This is a genomic window from Streptomyces sp. NBC_00510 (assembly GCA_036013505.1).
Lineage (GTDB): Bacteria > Actinomycetota > Actinomycetes > Streptomycetales > Streptomycetaceae > Actinacidiphila.
Genome location: CP107851.1, coordinates 2,192,032 through 2,209,181 on the forward strand (window position 1 = coordinate 2,192,032; position 17,150 = coordinate 2,209,181).

At 72.7% G+C, this 17,150-nt stretch carries 13 protein-coding genes; 9 read left to right on the forward strand and 4 right to left on the reverse strand.

What is annotated here, in order from left to right; translation table 11 throughout:
* Positions 1–343: 343 nt before the first annotated feature.
* From OG937_09805 to OG937_09825, 5 genes are all read left to right on the forward strand, one after another.
* Positions 344–571: a type A2 lantipeptide gene (locus OG937_09805; GenBank protein ID WUD71967.1), complete on the forward strand. Its 228-nt coding sequence runs from the start codon at positions 344–346 to the stop codon at positions 569–571.
* Positions 572–675: 104 nt separating this feature from the next.
* Positions 676–1,482 (forward strand): HlyD family efflux transporter periplasmic adaptor subunit, encoded by an 807-nt coding sequence (locus tag OG937_09810; GenBank protein ID WUD71968.1) that lies wholly within the window; start codon positions 676–678, stop codon positions 1,480–1,482.
* Positions 1,479–3,734: an NHLP family bacteriocin export ABC transporter peptidase/permease/ATPase subunit gene (locus OG937_09815; protein ID WUD71969.1), complete on the forward strand. Its 2,256-nt coding sequence runs from the start codon at positions 1,479–1,481 to the stop codon at positions 3,732–3,734. Before OG937_09810 ends, OG937_09815 begins: the two co-directional genes overlap by 4 nt.
* 1 nt (position 3,735) lies before the next feature.
* Complete coding sequence (locus tag OG937_09820; GenBank protein ID WUD71970.1) at positions 3,736–6,600, forward strand: NHLP bacteriocin export ABC transporter permease/ATPase subunit; 2,865 nt, start codon at positions 3,736–3,738, stop codon at positions 6,598–6,600.
* 505 nt (positions 6,601–7,105) lie between these two features.
* Entirely contained in the window at positions 7,106–10,012 is a 2,907-nt protein-coding gene (locus OG937_09825) for a S8 family serine peptidase (GenBank protein WUD71971.1), read from the forward strand.
* Positions 10,013–10,121: 109 nt separating this feature from the next.
* On the opposite strand, the gene OG937_09830 is transcribed toward OG937_09825, so the two are convergent.
* On the reverse strand, positions 10,122–10,550 hold the full coding sequence (locus OG937_09830; GenBank protein ID WUD71972.1) for a universal stress protein: 429 nt from the start codon (positions 10,548–10,550) through the stop codon (positions 10,122–10,124).
* Between the two features lie 400 nt (positions 10,551–10,950).
* Between OG937_09830 and OG937_09835 the strand changes: the two genes are divergently transcribed.
* Both OG937_09835 and OG937_09840 read left to right on the forward strand, forming a co-directional pair.
* Complete coding sequence (locus tag OG937_09835; GenBank protein ID WUD71973.1) at positions 10,951–12,135, forward strand: low temperature requirement protein A; 1,185 nt, start codon at positions 10,951–10,953, stop codon at positions 12,133–12,135.
* 49 nt (positions 12,136–12,184) lie between these two features.
* Complete coding sequence (locus tag OG937_09840) at positions 12,185–12,592, forward strand: hypothetical protein (GenBank protein WUD71974.1); 408 nt, start codon at positions 12,185–12,187, stop codon at positions 12,590–12,592.
* 41 nt (positions 12,593–12,633) lie between these two features.
* On the opposite strand, the gene OG937_09845 is transcribed toward OG937_09840, so the two are convergent.
* Positions 12,634–12,963 (reverse strand): hypothetical protein, encoded by a 330-nt coding sequence (locus OG937_09845; GenBank protein ID WUD71975.1) that lies wholly within the window; start codon positions 12,961–12,963, stop codon positions 12,634–12,636.
* Positions 12,964–13,247: 284 nt separating this feature from the next.
* Between OG937_09845 and OG937_09850 the strand changes: the two genes are divergently transcribed.
* Positions 13,248–14,357, forward strand: coding sequence for an ADP-ribosylglycohydrolase family protein (locus OG937_09850; protein ID WUD71976.1), 1,110 nt, complete (start codon positions 13,248–13,250; stop codon positions 14,355–14,357).
* On the opposite strand, the gene OG937_09855 is transcribed toward OG937_09850, so the two are convergent.
* Both OG937_09855 and OG937_09860 read right to left on the reverse strand, forming a co-directional pair.
* Entirely contained in the window at positions 14,342–15,211 is an 870-nt protein-coding gene (locus OG937_09855) for a hypothetical protein (GenBank protein ID WUD71977.1), read from the reverse strand. The genes OG937_09850 and OG937_09855 overlap by 16 nt on opposite strands.
* Positions 15,212–15,281: 70 nt before the next feature.
* On the reverse strand, positions 15,282–16,376 hold the full coding sequence (locus tag OG937_09860; GenBank protein ID WUD71978.1) for a mechanosensitive ion channel family protein: 1,095 nt from the start codon (positions 16,374–16,376) through the stop codon (positions 15,282–15,284).
* Positions 16,377–16,678: 302 nt separating this feature from the next.
* Between OG937_09860 and OG937_09865 the strand changes: the two genes are divergently transcribed.
* The gene (locus OG937_09865) at positions 16,679–17,095 is read left to right on the forward strand and encodes a hypothetical protein (protein ID WUD71979.1); all 417 of its coding nucleotides are present in this window, start codon (positions 16,679–16,681) and stop codon (positions 17,093–17,095) included.
* The last annotated feature ends 55 nt before the right edge of the window (positions 17,096–17,150 follow it).

The following is a 17,150-nucleotide window of genomic DNA, read 5'->3' on the forward strand; positions in this document are numbered from 1 at the left end:
CAAGCGCAGGGCTGAACATTACCTTCGGTAAATCTGCACACCGCACACGCGGGCGACATACGCCCGCACGTACGCACGGGACATCCCCCGCCGGTGTGCGCGGTTTGATCCGGAGTGCCCGGTTCCGCAGTCCCGGCGGGAAGCCCGTCTGTGAAGGAATTGCCACCGGGGCGTGGGAAATACGGCACACCGGTGAAGCCGCGGATCCGAACCAAATTCGAACGCGGCAATCCCCAATTGGCCGTCCCACCTGCTCCCATGCTTGTATCCCGTGCCGTGGCGAAGAGGTTGCCCCCCTGATGATTCGCCACATGAAATGTGTTCACACGAAGGGAAACCCCCCATGGACTTCACCCCCCAGGTTGAGACCCGCGAGATCTCCGACGCGGACCTGGACAACGTCTCCGGCGGTCTCGTGGGCGGGCTCGTGGCCAACGCCACCGGCACCGTCGAGTCGATCGCCCCGGTCGCCGGCACCGTGTCCGGTGTCGTCGGCACCGTCGAGGGCCTCTCCGGCGTCAACACCGGCGCCGTGACCGGCCTGGCCACCGGCCTGATCGCGGGTCTCTGAGACTGATGGATCCGCGGGTCCCGGAGGCCTCCCTTCCGGGGCCCGCGGACGCCATTGAGGCCTTGTGTCCCAATGGCGAGGGATGCGGCTGAGGGAAGAGTTCCGTGCAGTTTCGCCAAAAGGCCCTTGCCAAGCTCCAGTCACCGGAAGAACTCGATCTCCCGGTGCGTTTCGCGCGCCCGCAGGGCCGTCTCGTGCTCTCCGTCGCCATTCTCGTGATGGCCGCCGCGAGTTCCTGGGCGGTAAACGGTTCCGTGTCCTCGAAATTGAGCGCGCCCGGAATTATCGGCTACGGGCAGGGCAGTTACGTCCTGCAGAGTCCGGTCGCCGGACAGGTCACCCGGGTCCTCGCCGAGGAAGGGGAGCGCCTGCCCGCCGACGCCCCGTTGCTCAGCGTGCGCACACCGCGCGGCGACACCGTCGTCCGCACCGTGGCCGCGGGACGGGTCAGCGCCCTGGTGGCCTCGATCGGCACCGTCGTGACCGTCGGCGCGGACGTGGCGACCGTCGAACGCGCCGCCCGCACCGGCGACCCGCTCGTCGCGACCCTCTACGTCCCGGCGACCGGCGCCTCCTCGGTGCCGGTGGGCGCCGCGGTGGACCTCGCCGTCGAGTCCGCACCCCAGGCCCGGTACGGGGTGCTGCGCGGCCATGTGCGGGCCGTCGGCCGCACCTCGCGCACCGCCCGGCAGATCGCCGCCGACCTCGGCGACCCGCAACTCGCCGCGCAACTCACCCGAGCGGGACGCCCGGTGGCCGTCGTCGTGACGCTCGACGCCTCCTCCCGCACCCCGACCGGCTACCGCTGGTCCAAGGGCGACGGCCCCTCGTACGAGCTGGACTCCATGACCCTGGCCACCGGCGCCGTCCACCTGGCCGCACAGCGCCCGATCGATTGGCTGCTCCCTTGACCGCGCCCGCCCGGCCCCAGCAGCGGCCGCTGCCGCCCGCCGGCCGTCGCAGACACCGCCCCGAGCCCGCACGCACCCCCCGGCAGCGGCCGGGCCGCAGGCCCCGGAGCGTCCGCACCCCCACCGTGCTGCAGATGGAGGCCGTGGAGTGCGGCGCGGCCTCCCTGGCGATGGTGCTGGGCCACTACGGCCGGCACGTACCGCTGGAGGAACTGCGCATCGCCTGCGGCGTCTCCCGCGACGGCTCCCGCGCCAGCAACCTGCTGAAGGCGGCCCGCGGCTACGGCCTGCAGGCCAAGGGCATGCAGATGGAGACCGCGGCCCTGACCGAGGTGCGCGCCCCGGCCATCCTCTTCTGGGAGTTCAACCACTACGTCGTCTACGACGGCATGGGCCGCCGCCTCGGCCGGCGCGGCGTCCACGTCAACGACCCCGACAAGGGGCGGCGGTTCGTACCCCTGGAGGACTTCGACACCAGCTTCACCGGTGTCGTGCTGACCTTCGAGCCGGGCCCGGACTTCCACCGCGGCGGCCGCAGGCCCGGCGTCCTCGGCGCCCTCCCGGCCCGGCTGCGCGGCACCAGCGGCACCATGCTCGCCGCGCTGGTGGCCAGCCTCCTGCTGGTCGCGGTCGGGGCCGCGCTGCCCGCGCTCAGCCGCACGTACATCGACCTGTTCCTGATCGGCGACCAGACCTCGCTCCTGGGCACGCTGTTCGCGTCGATGGCCGCGATGGTGGCGCTCACCGCCGCGCTCACCGCGGTCCAGCAGTCCAACCTGCTGCGCGGCCGCATCATCTCCTCCACCCTCGGCAGCGCCCGCTTCCTGCGCCACCTGCTGCGGCTGCCGGTCACCTTCTTCACCCAGCGCAACCCGGCCGACCTCGTACAGCGCCTGCAGTCCAACGACGCCGTCGCCGAGACCCTCGCCCGCGACCTGGCCGCCGCGGCCGTCGACGGCGTCGTCGTCGTGCTCTACGCGCTGCTGATGTGGACGTACGACCCGCAACTCACCGTCCTCGGGGTGGGGATCGCCCTGCTCAACGCCGTCGCCATGCGCGTGGTGACACGGCTGCGGGCCACCCGGACACAGAAGCTGCGCGCCGACAGCGCCCGGCTCACCAACACCTCGTACACCGGCCTGCAGCTGATCGAGACGATGAAGGCCACCGGCGGCGAGAACGGCTACTTCCGCCGCTGGGCCGGACAGCACGCCGCCACCCTGGAGGAGCAGCAGCGGCTCGGCGTGCCCAGCGCCTGGCTGTCGGTCGTCGCCCCGACCCTCGCGACGCTCAACAGCGCGCTCATCCTGTGGATCGGCGGGCTGCGGGCGGTGGAGGGGCACATCTCGATCGGCCTGCTCGTCGCCTTCCAGTCCCTGGTCGTCCGGTTCACCGCGCCCATCACCCGGCTCAACGGCGTCGCGGGCCGCATCCAGGACTTCGCCGCCGACGTGGTGCGGCTCAAGGACGTCGAGAACTTCCCCGTCGACTCGCTGTACGCGCGCCCCGAGTCCGGGGCGAGCACCCGCCGGCTGAAGGGCCACGTCACGCTGGAGGACGTCACCTTCGGCTACAGCCCCCTCGACAAGCCGCTGCTGTCCGGTTTCTCACTGTCCGTCGCGCCCGGCCGCCAGGTCGCGCTCGTCGGCGGCTCCGGCAGCGGCAAGTCCACCGTCTCCCGGCTGATCGCGGGGCTCTACAGCCCCTGGGAGGGCACGATCCGCATCGACGGGCAGCGCCTGGAGGACATCCCGCGCGGCGCCCTGGCCGCCTCCGTCTCCTTCGTCGACCAGGACGTCTTCCTCTTCGAGGGCACGGTGCGCGACAACGTCGCGCTGTGGGACCCCTCCATCCCCGACGCGGACGTCGAGGCCGCGCTGCGCGACGCCTGCCTGTACGAGGTCGTCGCCCGTCGCCCCGGCGGCGTCCACAGTCACGTCGAGCAGGACGGCCGCAACTTCTCCGGCGGGCAGCGACAGCGGCTGGAGATCGCCCGGGCCCTCGTCCGGCGGCCCAGCGTGCTGGTGCTCGACGAGGTGACCAGCGCCCTCGACGCGGAGACCGAGCAGGTCATCATCGACAACCTGCGGCGCCGCGGCTGCGCCTGCGTGGTGATCGCGCACCGGCTCAGCACGGTCCGCGACAGCGACGAGATCGTGGTCCTCGACCACGGCACGGTCGTCGAGCGCGGGCGCCACGAGGAGCTGATCGCGGCGGGCGGTGCGTACGCCGCCCTGGTCAAGGAGCACTGAGGTGATCCCCGTACAGCCCGGCACCGCCGCCGGCGATCCGGTCCTGACCGCCCTCGGCGGGCTCGGCGGCCCCGTCGACTGCACCGGCCTGCGCAGCCTGCCCCTGGAGGGCCCACACGTCCTGTGGCTCGTGGTGGCCGGCGCCCTCGACCTGTTCGCGGTCGACGCCGCCCAGCAGGGCCACTGGCACTACCTGGGCCGTCTGGAACCCGGCACCCTCCTCCTCGGCCCGGTCGAGGGGCCCCGGCACACCCTCGTCGGACGCCCGCTGCAGGGCTGCTTCCTGCGCCGCGTCCCGTTGCGCGAGCTGTACCGGCCGCCCCATCCGCACCAGGCGGCGCACGGCGACGGCTGGGCGCAGCAGGGCCCGTACGGCGCCGGCCACGACACCCAGGAGCTGGCACTCAGCCTGCTCGAGCACGCCTTCGCGCTCGGTGTCGGGCGCAGCCAGCGGGTGCTCTACGAGGCCCCGCTGACCGGCCGCACCACGGAAGGCGAGCACGTCGCCGACGACGACATCCTGTGGCTGCCGGTCTCCCCGGGGAGCGTGCAGTACGGCGCCGCGTACTCCGCGGAGGCGGCGGGCGACCTGCTCGTCGACGGCGCGATGTGGCAGAGCATGGTCAACCAGCAGTACCGGCTGCTGTCGACGCTGGACGGCTGGATCGAGGGCCTGGAGCGCGCCCACGAGGACCGCACGGCCGCGGGCATCAGGGCCGGGGAGGCCGTCCGCGAGCAGGCCGACCGCGATCTGGTGGCCTCCATCGCCACCTCCCGCAAGGCCCCCACGCGTACCGCCGCGGCCTCCGACGACACGACGTACGCCGTCTGCCGGCAGGTCGCCGAGGCCGCCGGGATCACCCTCACCCCGCCGTCGCGCAGCGGCGCGGTCAGCGACCACATGGACCCGGTCGAGCGGGTCGCCGTCACCTCCGGCATCCGCACCCGCCCGGTACGGCTCGATGGCGCCTGGTGGCGGGAGAACACCGGCCCCCTGGTCGGCCGGCGAGCCGCGTCCGGCGCGCCGGTGGCCTTGCTGTGGCGGCGCGGCGGCTACGAGGCGGTCGGGCCCGGCGGCAGCAGCCGCGTGCGGGTCGCCGACCACAACGCGGAGGACTTCGAGGAGCGCGCGGTCATGCTCTACCGGCCGCTCCCCGAACGGGGCACCGGGCTGACGCGGCTGCTGCGCTTCAGCCTCCGGGGCTCCGCGGGCGATCTGCGCAACCTCGTCCTGAGCAGTCTCGTCACCGTGGGCCTCGGTGCGTTCGTGCCCATCGCGACCGGACAGGTGCTGGGCACGTACGTACCGGACGCGGAGACCGGGCTCATCGTTCAGGCCGCCCTGGCCGTCGTCGTCACCGGCCTGGTGTGCGCCGTCTTCATGCTGATGCAGAACCTCACCGTGCTGCGCATCGAGGGCCGCATCGAGGCCACCTTGCAGCCCGCCGTGTGGGACCGTCTGCTGCGCCTGCCGACCGGGTTCTTCGCCGGCCGCTCGACCGGCGAGCTCGCCAGTGCCGCGATGGGCATCAGCGCCATCCGCCGGGTGCTCGCCGGGGTGGGCCCGGTCGCCGTCCAGGCGACGACGGTCGGCGCGATGAACCTCGTCCTGCTGCTCCTGTACAGCGTCCCGCTCGCACTCGCCGCCCTCGGCATGCTCGTCGTCATCGGGGTCCTGCTCCTCGGCCTCGGGCTGTGGGAACTGCGCTGGCAGCGACGGCTGGTGGTGCTCGGCAACCAGCTGAACAACGAGGCCTTCCAGACCCTGCGCGGCCTGCCCAAGCTCCGCGTCGCCGCCGCCGAGAGCTTCGCCTACGCCGCCTGGGCCCGCCGCTTCGCCCGCAGCCGCGAACTCCAGCAGCGCGCGGGCCGCATCAAGAACATCACCACCGTGCTCAACGCGGTCTACCTGCCGCTGTGCTCCCTCATCATGTTCATGCTGCTGGCCGGCCCGGCCAGGGGCTCGCTGTCCGCGTCCGGCTTCCTCACCTTCAGCACCGCCATGACCATGCTGCTGACCTCGGTCACCCAGCTCACCGGGGCGCTGCTGTCGGCCGCGGCGGTGCTGCCGATGTACGAGCAGGTCAAGCCGATCCTCGACGAGGCGCCCGAGGTGCGCGGCGGCAGCACCCAGCCGGGCGTCCTGTCCGGCGCGATCGAGGCCCGCAACCTCTCCTTCCGCTACTCCGGCGACGGCCCGCTCGTCCTCGACGACGTCTCCCTGCGGGTCGGGCCCGGCGAGTTCGTGGCGATCGTCGGCCCCAGCGGCTGCGGCAAGTCCACCCTGCTGCGCCTGCTCATCGGCTTCGACCGGCCCGCCTCCGGCAGCGTCCTCTACGACGGCCAGGACCTGGCCGCGCTCGACCAGGGCGCGGTCCGCCGGCAGTGCGGCGTGGTGCTGCAGAACGCCCAGCCGTTCACCGGCTCGATCCTCGACTGCATCTGCGGCGCCGAGGTCCACACCCAGGACGAGGCGATGGAGGCCGCCGCCATGGCCGGCCTCGCCGAGGACATCAAGCGCATGCCCATGGGCCTGCACACCATGATCGCGGGCGGCAGCACCATCTCCGGCGGCCAGCGCCAGCGCCTGATGATCGCCCAGGCCCTGATCCGGCGGCCCCGCATCCTCTTCCTCGACGAGGCCACCAGCGCCCTCGACAACGAGACCCAGCGCACCGTCATCGACAGCACCCGGCGGCTGCGCGCCAGCCGCGTCGTGATCGCCCACCGGCTCTCCACCGTCATGGACGCCGACCGCGTCGTCGTCATGGAGGACGGCCGCGTCGTCGAGGAGGGCCGCCCCGCCGACCTGCTGGCGAACCCCGGCGGCCGGCTGCACGAACTGGTGCGCCGTCAGATGAGTTAGATCAGGCGCCCTGCTGGTGCACTCGGTCAGCCGTGAACGTGCTCACGGTGTCGGCATCCCGACACCTGTCTGCAAAACGACAGGCAGTCGGGTGCGGAAGTCGCTCAGGGCCTCGGCAACGTGCCGCCCCCCGAGAACCCCGCGATCAGCATTCAGGAGCACGGACCGAACCACCGCCCCCCGTATCCGAGTTCGTGCAGCTCAGGGCCTTGAGGGGCTCGAGTCCCCGCACCTGGGCGATCGACCGGGCGCCGTTCCCGTCGCGGGGAACCCACCGCGCCCGCGGCGGCGAAACACCCCCAACAGGCGGCCGCGGCAACGCCGGGCGCGACGGATCGTCATTCGAATGTGATCTTCGCGTGATCGGTTGGAGGTTGGGTGTGACGGACATTCACACCGTTAACTTCATGGGAGGAGACTCGTGGTCACGAGCGCGAGCCTTCGACGACGACGCCGAATCGTCGCGGCGTCGGCAATCACCGTTTTCGCCACCATATTCAGCAGCTTGGGGAACATCGGGCCGGCCGCGGCACAGACCGGCGCTCCGCTGCCGGACCTGAAGCTGGGCCAGTACGACCACTCCCGAGCGGCCCTCACGGGCGGTGGCGCCCTGCACACCGCCGCGCAGCCCGACACCATCAAGGGGCAGTACGTCGTGCGGCTGCGGGAAGCGCCCGTCACTTCGTACACGGGCGGCGTCAAGGGACTCGCGGCGACGAGACCGGTGGCCGGGCAGGAGCTCCAGCCTCATTCGGCCGCGGCCGAGAAGTACCGCAAGCACCTGGGCGACGCGCAGCGTGACGTGCTCGGCGACTTCGGCGTACGGGCGCAGCGGACCTACACCACCGCCTTCAACGGCTTCGCCGCCAAGCTGACCGGCGCGCAGGCCGGCAAGCTGTCCAAGGACCCGCGCGTCGCGGCGGTCACCCCGGCCCGTCTCGTGAAGGCCGACGCGGCGACGACCGGGACTACGCAGGCGGCGCAGCCCCCGGCACAGGCGCCGGCGCGGACGGCGGCGCGGACGGCGGCGCAGACCAAACCGGCCCATGGCTCCGATGTGGTCATTGGCGTGATCGACACCGGCATCTGGCCGGAGAGCGCCTCCTTCGCCGCCACCATGCCGCGGCCCGCGGGCTGGCACGGCACCTGCCAGACCGGTGAGGGCTTCCCCGCCGGCGCCTGCAACGGCAAGATCGTCGGCGCCCGATACTTCGCCGACGGGTGGCTCAGCGCCTACGGCTCGCTCCCCGACGGGGAGACCCTCTCGCCTCGCGACATGAACGGGCACGGCACCCACACCGCCTCGACCGCGGCGGGTCTTCCCGTCAAGCACGCGATGGTCCTCGGGCATGACTACGGCGCGATCTCGGGAGTGGCGCCCGACGCGCGCATCGCCGTGTACAAGGCCCTTTGGGGCGGCTCGGGCACGGACGCCGACATCATCGCGGCGATCGACGCGGCGGTGGCCGACGGCGTCCAGGTCATCAACTACTCGATCGGCAACTCGATGGGCGACTACCAGCCCAACAGCCCGATCGGGGACGCCTTCCTCAACGCCTACCTCGCCGGCGTCTTCGTCGCCGCGGCGGCCGGCAACGACGGCATGTCCGGAATGGTCAGCAACGCCGAACCATGGGTGACCACGGTGGGCGCGACGGTGGAGCGTTCCCACGAGGCGACCGTGCGGCTCGGCGACGGCACCCGCATCGTCGGCACGTCGATGGACCAGCTGCCGTCCCGTCGCAGCACCCCCATCGTCTTCGCCGACCAGGCCGGATCGCTCGACGACGGCGCGCAGTACTGCTGGTCCGGAAGTCTCGACCCCGCCAAGGTCAAGGGCAAGATCGTGGCCTGCGACTTCATCGACCCCGTCGACGCGGTGGCGACGGTCAAGGCCGCCGGCGGTGTCGGCGTGGTGCTGTTCCAGTCGACCGGCAACACGCGGCTCAACGTGATCTACGACTTCCCGACCGTCTACCTGTGGAGCGCCGAACAGGCAGGCAAGCTCTTCAACTACCTGTGGGCGCACCGGACTGACGGGACCGCGTCGCTGGTCGAAGGCGGGGATGGCAGCAGCCTCGTGGGACTGCCTAGCGTGGCCGGCCTCTCGTCGTACGGCCCCGACCAGGTCCACACCGGTCTGCAGAAGCCCGACCTCGTCGCGGACGGCATCGACGTGGTGGCGGCGGTCTCGCCGATGGACGGCGGGCGTCTCTTCGACGCGTACTCGGGTACCTCCATGGCGGCCCCGCACGTGGCCGGCATGGCCGCGCTGCTGCGCGCCCGGCACCCGAAGTGGTCGCCCGGCGCGACCGCCTCGGCGCTGCGCACCACCGCGAGCGACACCCAGGGCACGGCCAGCCCGCTGCAGCAGGGCTCCGGCATGCCCCGTACCTCGTCCGCCGACGACCCGGGCCTGGTGATCGAGCCTTCCGCAGCCGAACTGACCGCCTTCGCTTCTGCGGCGACTCCGGACGGCAAGGAGATCAACCTGCCCTCGATCGCGCTGCGCGAGTACGACGGGACGAAGCCGGTGCGCCTCACGCGACGCCTGACCAACGTCGGCACGCGGACCGAGACGTACACGGCGCGCGTCGAGGGACTGGCCGGTATGAAGGTGACGGTCAGCCCTCGGACGATCTCGGTGAAGCCCGGTGCCACCGCCACGGTGACCATCACGCTGGCGCGCGGCACCGCGACCTGGGACCGCTACACCACCGGTTCACTGGTGTTCACGAGCGCCAAGCACCGGGTGCGGCTGACCGTCGCCGGCCGGCCGTGGGGCTTCACGCCGCGGCCGTACGACGACACGGGAATCGAGTTCGGCCGCACCGGCGGGCAGGGCCAAGGCTTCCTGGAGCCCGGCTTCACCGGCCCGCTGGCCGGCCGCACCACCGGGTACACCCCCGTGACCTGGACCGACAAGAAGCTCACGACCTCCGTCAGCGGCGGCGTCTTCTCCCCCGGCGGGGTGGGTACCCAAGGCACGAAGATCACCGTGCCGCGCGGCGCGGCCGGACTCGTCGTGCAGACGGCCTCGGACGACCCCAACACCAATCTCGACCTCTACCTCTACAAGGACGGCAAACTCGTCGATCGGAGCTGGGCGTCGTGGCACAGCAACGAGCGCAGCGTCCGGTTCTTCCCCGAACCCGGCGTCTACACCGCTTACGTGCACGCCCAGACGGCCACGTCGCCCGACGTTCCCTACCGGCTCGGGGTGACCGTCATCCCTGAGAAGGCCGACCGGCGCAACGCCACCTTGACCACACCGTCCGCGGTGCAGCGGGGTGGGAACGCGCAGGTGACACTGAACCCGGTAGGCCCGCAGCCCGACGTCGAGCAGTGGGCGTACACCGAGTTCCGCACCGGCCGAACCGTCGTACCCGGTCTGCTGATCAGTTCCCGCTGACCGCAGACCGATGTGCTGACCATATTCATGCCGAGCCGGGGGCAGGCCTTCCCGAAGGAAGGCCGGCCCCCGGCCAGGCGGTCCGCGCAGAGGGTCCCGAGGGCTGCCGTCAGGGGACGACGATGACCGGCCGCTGGGCGCTGCGCGCCAGCCGGTCGGAGATCGAGCGGAAGAGCCGGATGCCGGCCCCGCGCCTGCGGCCGACGATGATGGCGTTCGCCCGGTACTTGCGGCCGGCATTCTCCAGCTCCTGTGCGACGGCGCCCCTGCGGTGGATGAGCGTCCACGGCAGCCCCGACAGATGGTCCTCGCAGGCGAGCTGCCCCAGCAGCGTGTGCGTGCCGCCGCCGTGCGGCCCGCACCCGCCGCCCGGGTTCTCGTAGCCGAGCAGCGACGCGACGGGGTTCTCCTTCGCGACGTGGACGATGAGGAGCGCCGCGCCGGTGCGCCGCGCCATTCCGGCCGCGTACGACAGCGCCCGCCTGCTGGGGGCGGACCCGCTGTACCCGACGAGCACCCCGTACTTGTCGACGCTCATGGGACCGGCGCTCGTCGCGGGAGCCGGTTCCCCGGCGGTGGACGACCGCGCCAGGGGATCGTCGCCGACAGGTTCGGGAACGCCATGGCCTGCCATGAGAAACCTTTCGGGGGTGAACGGGAGACGGCCTCGGGAACCGGAGGCGGTCACACGAGGACGACCGGGCATCCACTGCTACCGACCGGCGCCGCCCGCGAAGTGTGACAACCCCGGCACCGCGGGACGGGACGGCGCGCCCGGCGACGCCCCGTTCCCCGGGGTGTGTCACACGCGCGCAGGACGTCCGGTCTCAGTGGAGGAAGCAGAGCCCTGTCCCCGGAAATGTGAGGAAGCGTGCCGTGAGCGAGGAAGCGGTTCCCCGACGGCGCGGCGCGGCGTGCGCCGCGGGGACGGGAGCGGCGTGAGCGCGCCGCAGACCGCCGCCACGGCATGGCGGCGGCGGATGGTCGCCCGCGTCGCCGACGAGAAGCACCGCACCGCCACCGCGCTGGAGCTCTTCTTCGACCTCTGCTTCGTCGTGGCCGTCGCCCAGACGTCCGCCGCGTTCGAGGAGGAACTGGCCGCAGGGCACGTCGGGCGCGGTGTCCTCGGCTACGCGCTGGTGTTCTTCGCGATCTGGTGGGCGTGGATGAACTTCACCTGGTTCGCCTCCGCCTACGACACGGACGACATCCCGTACCGCCTGCTCACCGTCGTGCAGATCAGCGGCGCCCTCGTCATGTCCGCGGGCACGGCGGCCGCACTGCAGCACGGCGACTACACCGTCATCACCTGGGGCTACGTCGTCATGCGGCTCGCCATGGTCAGCCAGTGGCTGCGGGCCGCCGGCTCCGACCCCGAACGGCGCCGGTGCTGTCTGCGGTACGCCGCCGGGATCCTGGTGGTGCAGACCGGCTGGCTGGCGCACCTCGTGGTGCCGGGCGACATCCGCCTCCCGGCGCACGCCGTCCTCGCCCTGGCCGAACTCGCCGTCCCCGTGTGGGCCGAGCGGACGGCCCACACCACCTGGCATCCGCGCCACATCGCCGAGCGCTTCGGCCTGTTCACCCTCATCGTGCTGGGCGAGTCCATCACGGCCGCCGCCGGGGCGGTGCGTACCGCCCTCGACACCGACGCCACGTTCGGCGACATCGCCACGCTCGTGCTGGGCGGCACCCTCACCGTCTGCGCCCTGTGGTGGCTGTACTTCGCGCAGAACGCGTCCCGCCGCCTCAACAGCTTCACCACGGCCACGTTGTGGGGCTACGGCCACTACGCGGTCTTCGCCTGCGCCGCTGCGGTGGGTGCCGGACTCGCCGTCAACGTCGCCCGGGCGGCCGGGCACGGCCATCTGAGCGCCCATGGCGCGGCAGCCGCCTACACGGTGCCCGTCGCCGGGTTCGTCCTGTCCGTGTGGCTCCTGCACCGCCGGACCGCCGGGCACCCCACCGCGCCCGACGTGGTGCACGCGCTCGCCGTGGCGGCGATCCTCGCCGCCACGTTCACCCCGGCACCGGTCCTCGTGACGGGCGTCGCGGCCGCGCTCCTGGTCGCCGCGACCTGCGTCCCGGTCGGGCGCGTCAGCCCGCGGGCAGCGGCGCACTGAACGGGCGGCGCCGACGGAACCCGCCCCGCGGCAACCGCGTCCAACCGCCATGACCACCAGGCACTTCGCACGCACCGCCGCCCTCGCGGCCGCTGCCGCCGCCCTCGCCGCCGCGCTCGCGGGCTGCGCGGACCGGGACGCCCCCCGCGTGGCGCTCCCCACCGCCCCGGCCCCGTCCGTCCGGTTCCCGACCGCCCCGGCCCCGACCTCCATCCCCTACGAGCTGTACACCCACTGCGGGATCGACGAGGCCCTGATCGGCTCGACGTACTTCGAGGCGGTGACCCCGCTCTCCGGCGGCGCCGCCAACCCCCCGCCGGACTGGGACAACCCCACGCAGCAGGGCACGATGACGCTGCTGTCACCGACGTCGGCGGTCTTCACCGACTCCGCGGGCCACGAGGTGCGCTTCCGCGCAAGGGTGGGGGCGGACGACTTCAAGCGCGTGTGCCAGTAGTGGCCGTCATCGCACGGCCCAGGTCGCGAAGTGGGTCGGGCTCAGCAGTAGGAGTTCCAGCCGGACCGGTAGCCGTCGCGGTAGCCGCGGCGGTATTCGGAGTTCCAGCTCTGCGGGCGGTAGGAGTCCCATTGGTTCCGGCAGCGGGGGCGTGAGCGGGCGTCGTAGCGTCCGTCGTCCCGGCCGTCGCGGTAACCGCGCCAGTACCGGTCGCCCGCCAGTGGGGCGAGGGTGCCCGCGGCCTGCGTCTGGACCGTGCCCGCCGTGACATGGCCGGCGGTCGCGGCCTGCGCGGGCGCCGCCGGCAGGACCGCCAGGGCTCCCACGGCTACCGGGCCTGCGAGCAGTGCGAGAAATCGCTGTGCGCGCATGGCTGTTTCCCCTCTCGGAAGCGTACGGGGGTGGTGCCTCGTCCCTGGTCAGGCTCAAATCCACAATTTTAGGTGTGCCATTGGGGAGCGGCGGGGCACCGGCTCGAAGGGCGGGTCTCGCCCACAGACGACCGTATCGAGCCGGGTTCACCATGTCCACTTATGGAGTAATCTGCCCCAATTATTCCTGCACGCACACCCTCCGTGCCCCCTCCGTCACCTTTGGCGCTCCCGATAGGGTCGGCCCCCTGCCACCTGCCGGAATCCGGGGAAGGGACGCCGTCTTGAGCGCAGCGACCGAGGGCCAGGACAACAAAGCCGACCGCGGACGCACCACCTCGCGCGTGCGCGGCATGCTCATCGGGCTGGCCGTCGGCGAGACCACGGGGGCGGCACGCGGCACGCTGCCCGCCACGGGCCCGCTGCGCGCCGGCGTCTGCACGCAGTTGGCCTGCTTCACCGTCGAGGGCTCCATCCGCGCCCTGGTCCGCGGGAGCCACAAGGGCATCTGCCATCCCCCGTCCGTGCTGTGGCACGCGTACTGCCGCTGGGCCGCGATCCAGGGCATCGACCGCGACCGGCTGACCGAGCACTGGGGCAAGGGGGCGGGCGCGAGCTGGCCCTCCGGCTGGCTGGCCGAAATCCCCGCGCTGGCCGAGCGGCGCGGTGCGGCGCCGGCGACCGTCAAGGCACTGTCCCGGCCGGAGCAGGGCACCGTCGACAAGCCCACGACGACCAGCCGCGGCTGGCACGCGCTCGGCCGCACCCTGCCCATCGCCGCCCTCGGCGAGCCGGCGGCGGTCAAGAGCTGGGACGCGCACGCCCGCAACGTCGCCGCCCTCACCCATGGGGACCCCGCCGCGCAGGCCGCCACCTCCCAGGCGACCGTCCTGGCCCGGCACGTCCTGGCCGGGGAAGAGATACGAGGCGCCCTCGAGGCCGGCCTGACGGCGCTGCGGCCCTCCGAGCGGGTCGCGGTCGTCACCGACGAGGAACACGCCGGTCTGCGCGCCGTGTTGGAGGAGGCCGTCGCGCATTCCGCCGACCCGGCCCGCCTCGCCCGGCTCGCCCCCGACGCCACCGCGCCCTCGGCGCTCCTGGGCGGCCTCTACGCCGCCGCGTCCTTCCCGGACCGCGCGGACCTCGTCGCGGCGCTGCGCTTCGCGGCCGCCGCGCCGGACGGCGAGTCCGTCGCCACCGTGACCGGCGCCTTCCTCGGCGCGGCCCACGGCTTCGAGGCCTTCCCCGTGGACGTGGTGAGCCGCCACGAACTGGTGTGGGTCGTCGACACCCTGGCCCGCGACCTCGTCGCCGAGAACCTCGACGGCCCGAGCGGCAGCGAGTACGTACCGGGCTGGGACCCCCACTGGCGGGACCGCTATCCGGGCTGGTGACAGGGCCGCAGGCTTTCGTCCCAGGGAAGCGGCTCCGGCCGCCGGTACCACCACCAGCCCCGCCCGCCCGTGTCGTCGCCGCCGGTGATCTCCCGGGCGAGGAGGTGTTCCGGGTCTTCGACGGTGTACGCCACGAACAGCCGGTCCAGCTCGGCCAGCGCGTTCCGGAGCGGTTCCGCGGCCTCTGACGGCAGCGCGGCTGCCGCTTCCGCGAGTTCATCGCGGGCCTCAAGGCGCCAGCCGTAGAGATCGGACGGGCACCATCCCGCGGGCCGCCACCCGTCGGCCATCATCCGGACGAGCATCTCCCACGCCGCCAGGCGGTCGCCCGGACGCTCCTCCCACTCCCCCGCCGGCCGGTCCCGGAAGGCGTCGGCGATGGGAGTGGCCATCTCCAGGTCCCAGACGGCTTCCGGGATGCGTATGACCCGCACGTGCGGCAGTCGGGCCACCGGCGCCTCCACCGCGGCCACGATGAATTCGCCCGGCTCGTCGGTGTCGCCCACCCTGGCCCGCGCCACGACTCCCTCCGGTGTCGCCACCCAGAAGGCACTGGGCCGGACGCCCTCCGCCGCGAACAGGACCGGCGTGCGCAGCACTTCCGCGAGCTCGGCGGCGAGTTGGTGCTCGGCGGGCCGGTCCGCCGTCACGGCGGCCAGGACGTAGATGTCCAGCGACAGCGTCACGTCACCGAACGGCTCCCCGGTGGTGCACGACACCAGCGCCTCCCAGTTGCGCTCGATCACGCCGTCGGCGGCGATGTCGACCTCGCTCGGCGGCACGCCGAAGACCCGCGCCAGGGCAGCGGCCACCGCTTCGTCGGAGGGCCGGTCGACGAGGTGGAGGATGTACATCGGATCGTCCTGTCCCAGCGGGAGGAAGTCCGCCGGGCACGCACCGAAGTGCGTGCCCGGCGGACGGCCGTCAGTTACCGGAGGTGTGGTCCGGCGCCGGGACCGTGCGCTGGTGCGGCAGCGTTATCGCGTCGGGCTGCTCCTGACGCAGCACCACGTTGCGCGTCGGGAAAGCGATCTCGATGCCCTCCTCCCGGTAGCGGCGGTGCAGGCGCTTGATGAACTCGTGCTTGATCCGGTACTGCTCCCCGTACTCCGACGTCCGCAGGATCACCGAGAAGTCGATCCGCGACTCGCCGAAGGTGTGGAAGCGCACGACCGTCTCGTGCTCGGGGATGCCGCCCTCGACATGGGCCATGACCTCGCCCGCGACCTCGATGGTCACCCGCTCCACGTGCTCGAGGTCGTTGCCGTAGCCCACGCCCGCCTGGACGATGAGCGACATCTGCTGCTCGGGCTGGTGGAAGTTGGTGGCGATCGCGCTCGCGAGCTTGGCGTTGGGGATGATCACCAGGTTGTCCGACAGCTGGCGCACCACGGTGTTGCGCCAGTTGATGTCGACGACGTAGCCCTCCTCGCCGCTGCTGAGGCGTATGTAGTCCCCGGGCTGCACGGTCTTGGACGCGAGGATGTGGACGCCCGCGAAGAGGTTGGCGAGGGTGTCCTGCAGGGCCAGGGCGACGGCGAGACCGCCGACGCCGAGGGCGGTGATCAGGGGCGTGACGGAGATGCCGAGGGTCTGCAGCAGGACCAAAAAGCCCATCCCCAGCACGACGACACGGGTGATGTTGACGAAGATCGTCGCGGAGGCCGCGACCCCGGACCGGGCCAGCGCCAGCGACCGTACCGTCTCGGCGACCATGCGGCCCGCGGCGATCGTGGCCGTCAGGATCAGCACCGCCACGAGCACCTGGTTGACGGTCCGGTCGACGATGCGGGTCAGCGGCAGCGCCGCGGCGGCCACCCAGACGCCCGACGCCAGTGCGGCCCACGGCACGACGGTGCGCAGGGCGTCGACGACGATGTCGTCACCGCCCCACCTCGTCGACTTGGCCCGCTCGCCCAGCCACTTCAGGGCCAGCCGCAGCAGCAGCCCCGCCAGGGCGCCGGCGGCGATCGCGGCACCGGCGACGATCAGGTCGTGCAGCGTGAGGGCGCGGTTCACCGGTCGCCTCCCCACGTGCGTACGGATTCACGCACGGGGCGCGGGGGGTGCTGTGTCGTCACTGGTCGCCTCATCGTTCGGGGACGTTCGGGGGAGTCGCGCCGAACAGGAGTCGTCCAGGCGCGAGGTGACACATCCTGCCGCAGCGGCGACGCCGTCCGCATACGGCCCCCACCCCGGTGGCCCGATCCCGCCACGGTCGCCGCGGCCGGACGCGCCGCCGGCGGGTGTGCCGGTATCCTTCCTGGTCACGATGCCCATCGCCCTTCGGCGGTCGCGGCGTTCCCGGTGAGGACTCCCCCTTGGCACCACGCTTCGACACCGCCCGCTTCCACGTGGCCACCGGCCCCGCGGCGCTCTTCGCGCGGGTGCGGCACGTGCTGCGCGAGCCCGTGCGGCTCACCGCGCGCGGCCCGCACGTGACCGAGCGCCTGGAGCGCCGCGGAGCACCGGTCGAGGCGCTCCTCGCCTTCGACCCCGCGTCCTGGGAGCTGGTCTCCGCGGAGGTGCGGACCGACACCGGGAGGTGGGTCAAGGCGACGTGGCGTGTCCGGGCGGCCGGACAGGACTGGTGGGCGGTGATCGGGTTCGGCGACACCCTGGTCACCGTCATCGACGTGGCGCCGCACCGCCGGGGGCTCGGGGACGACATCGTGCGCGAGGGTCCGCTCCACGCCCGCGTGGCGGCCGTCAACGAGGCCCTCATGGCGGAGGTGTGAGCCGGCCCGGCGCGGTCCGGCCCCGCCCCCACGATCGGTGTGGGGGCGGGGCCGG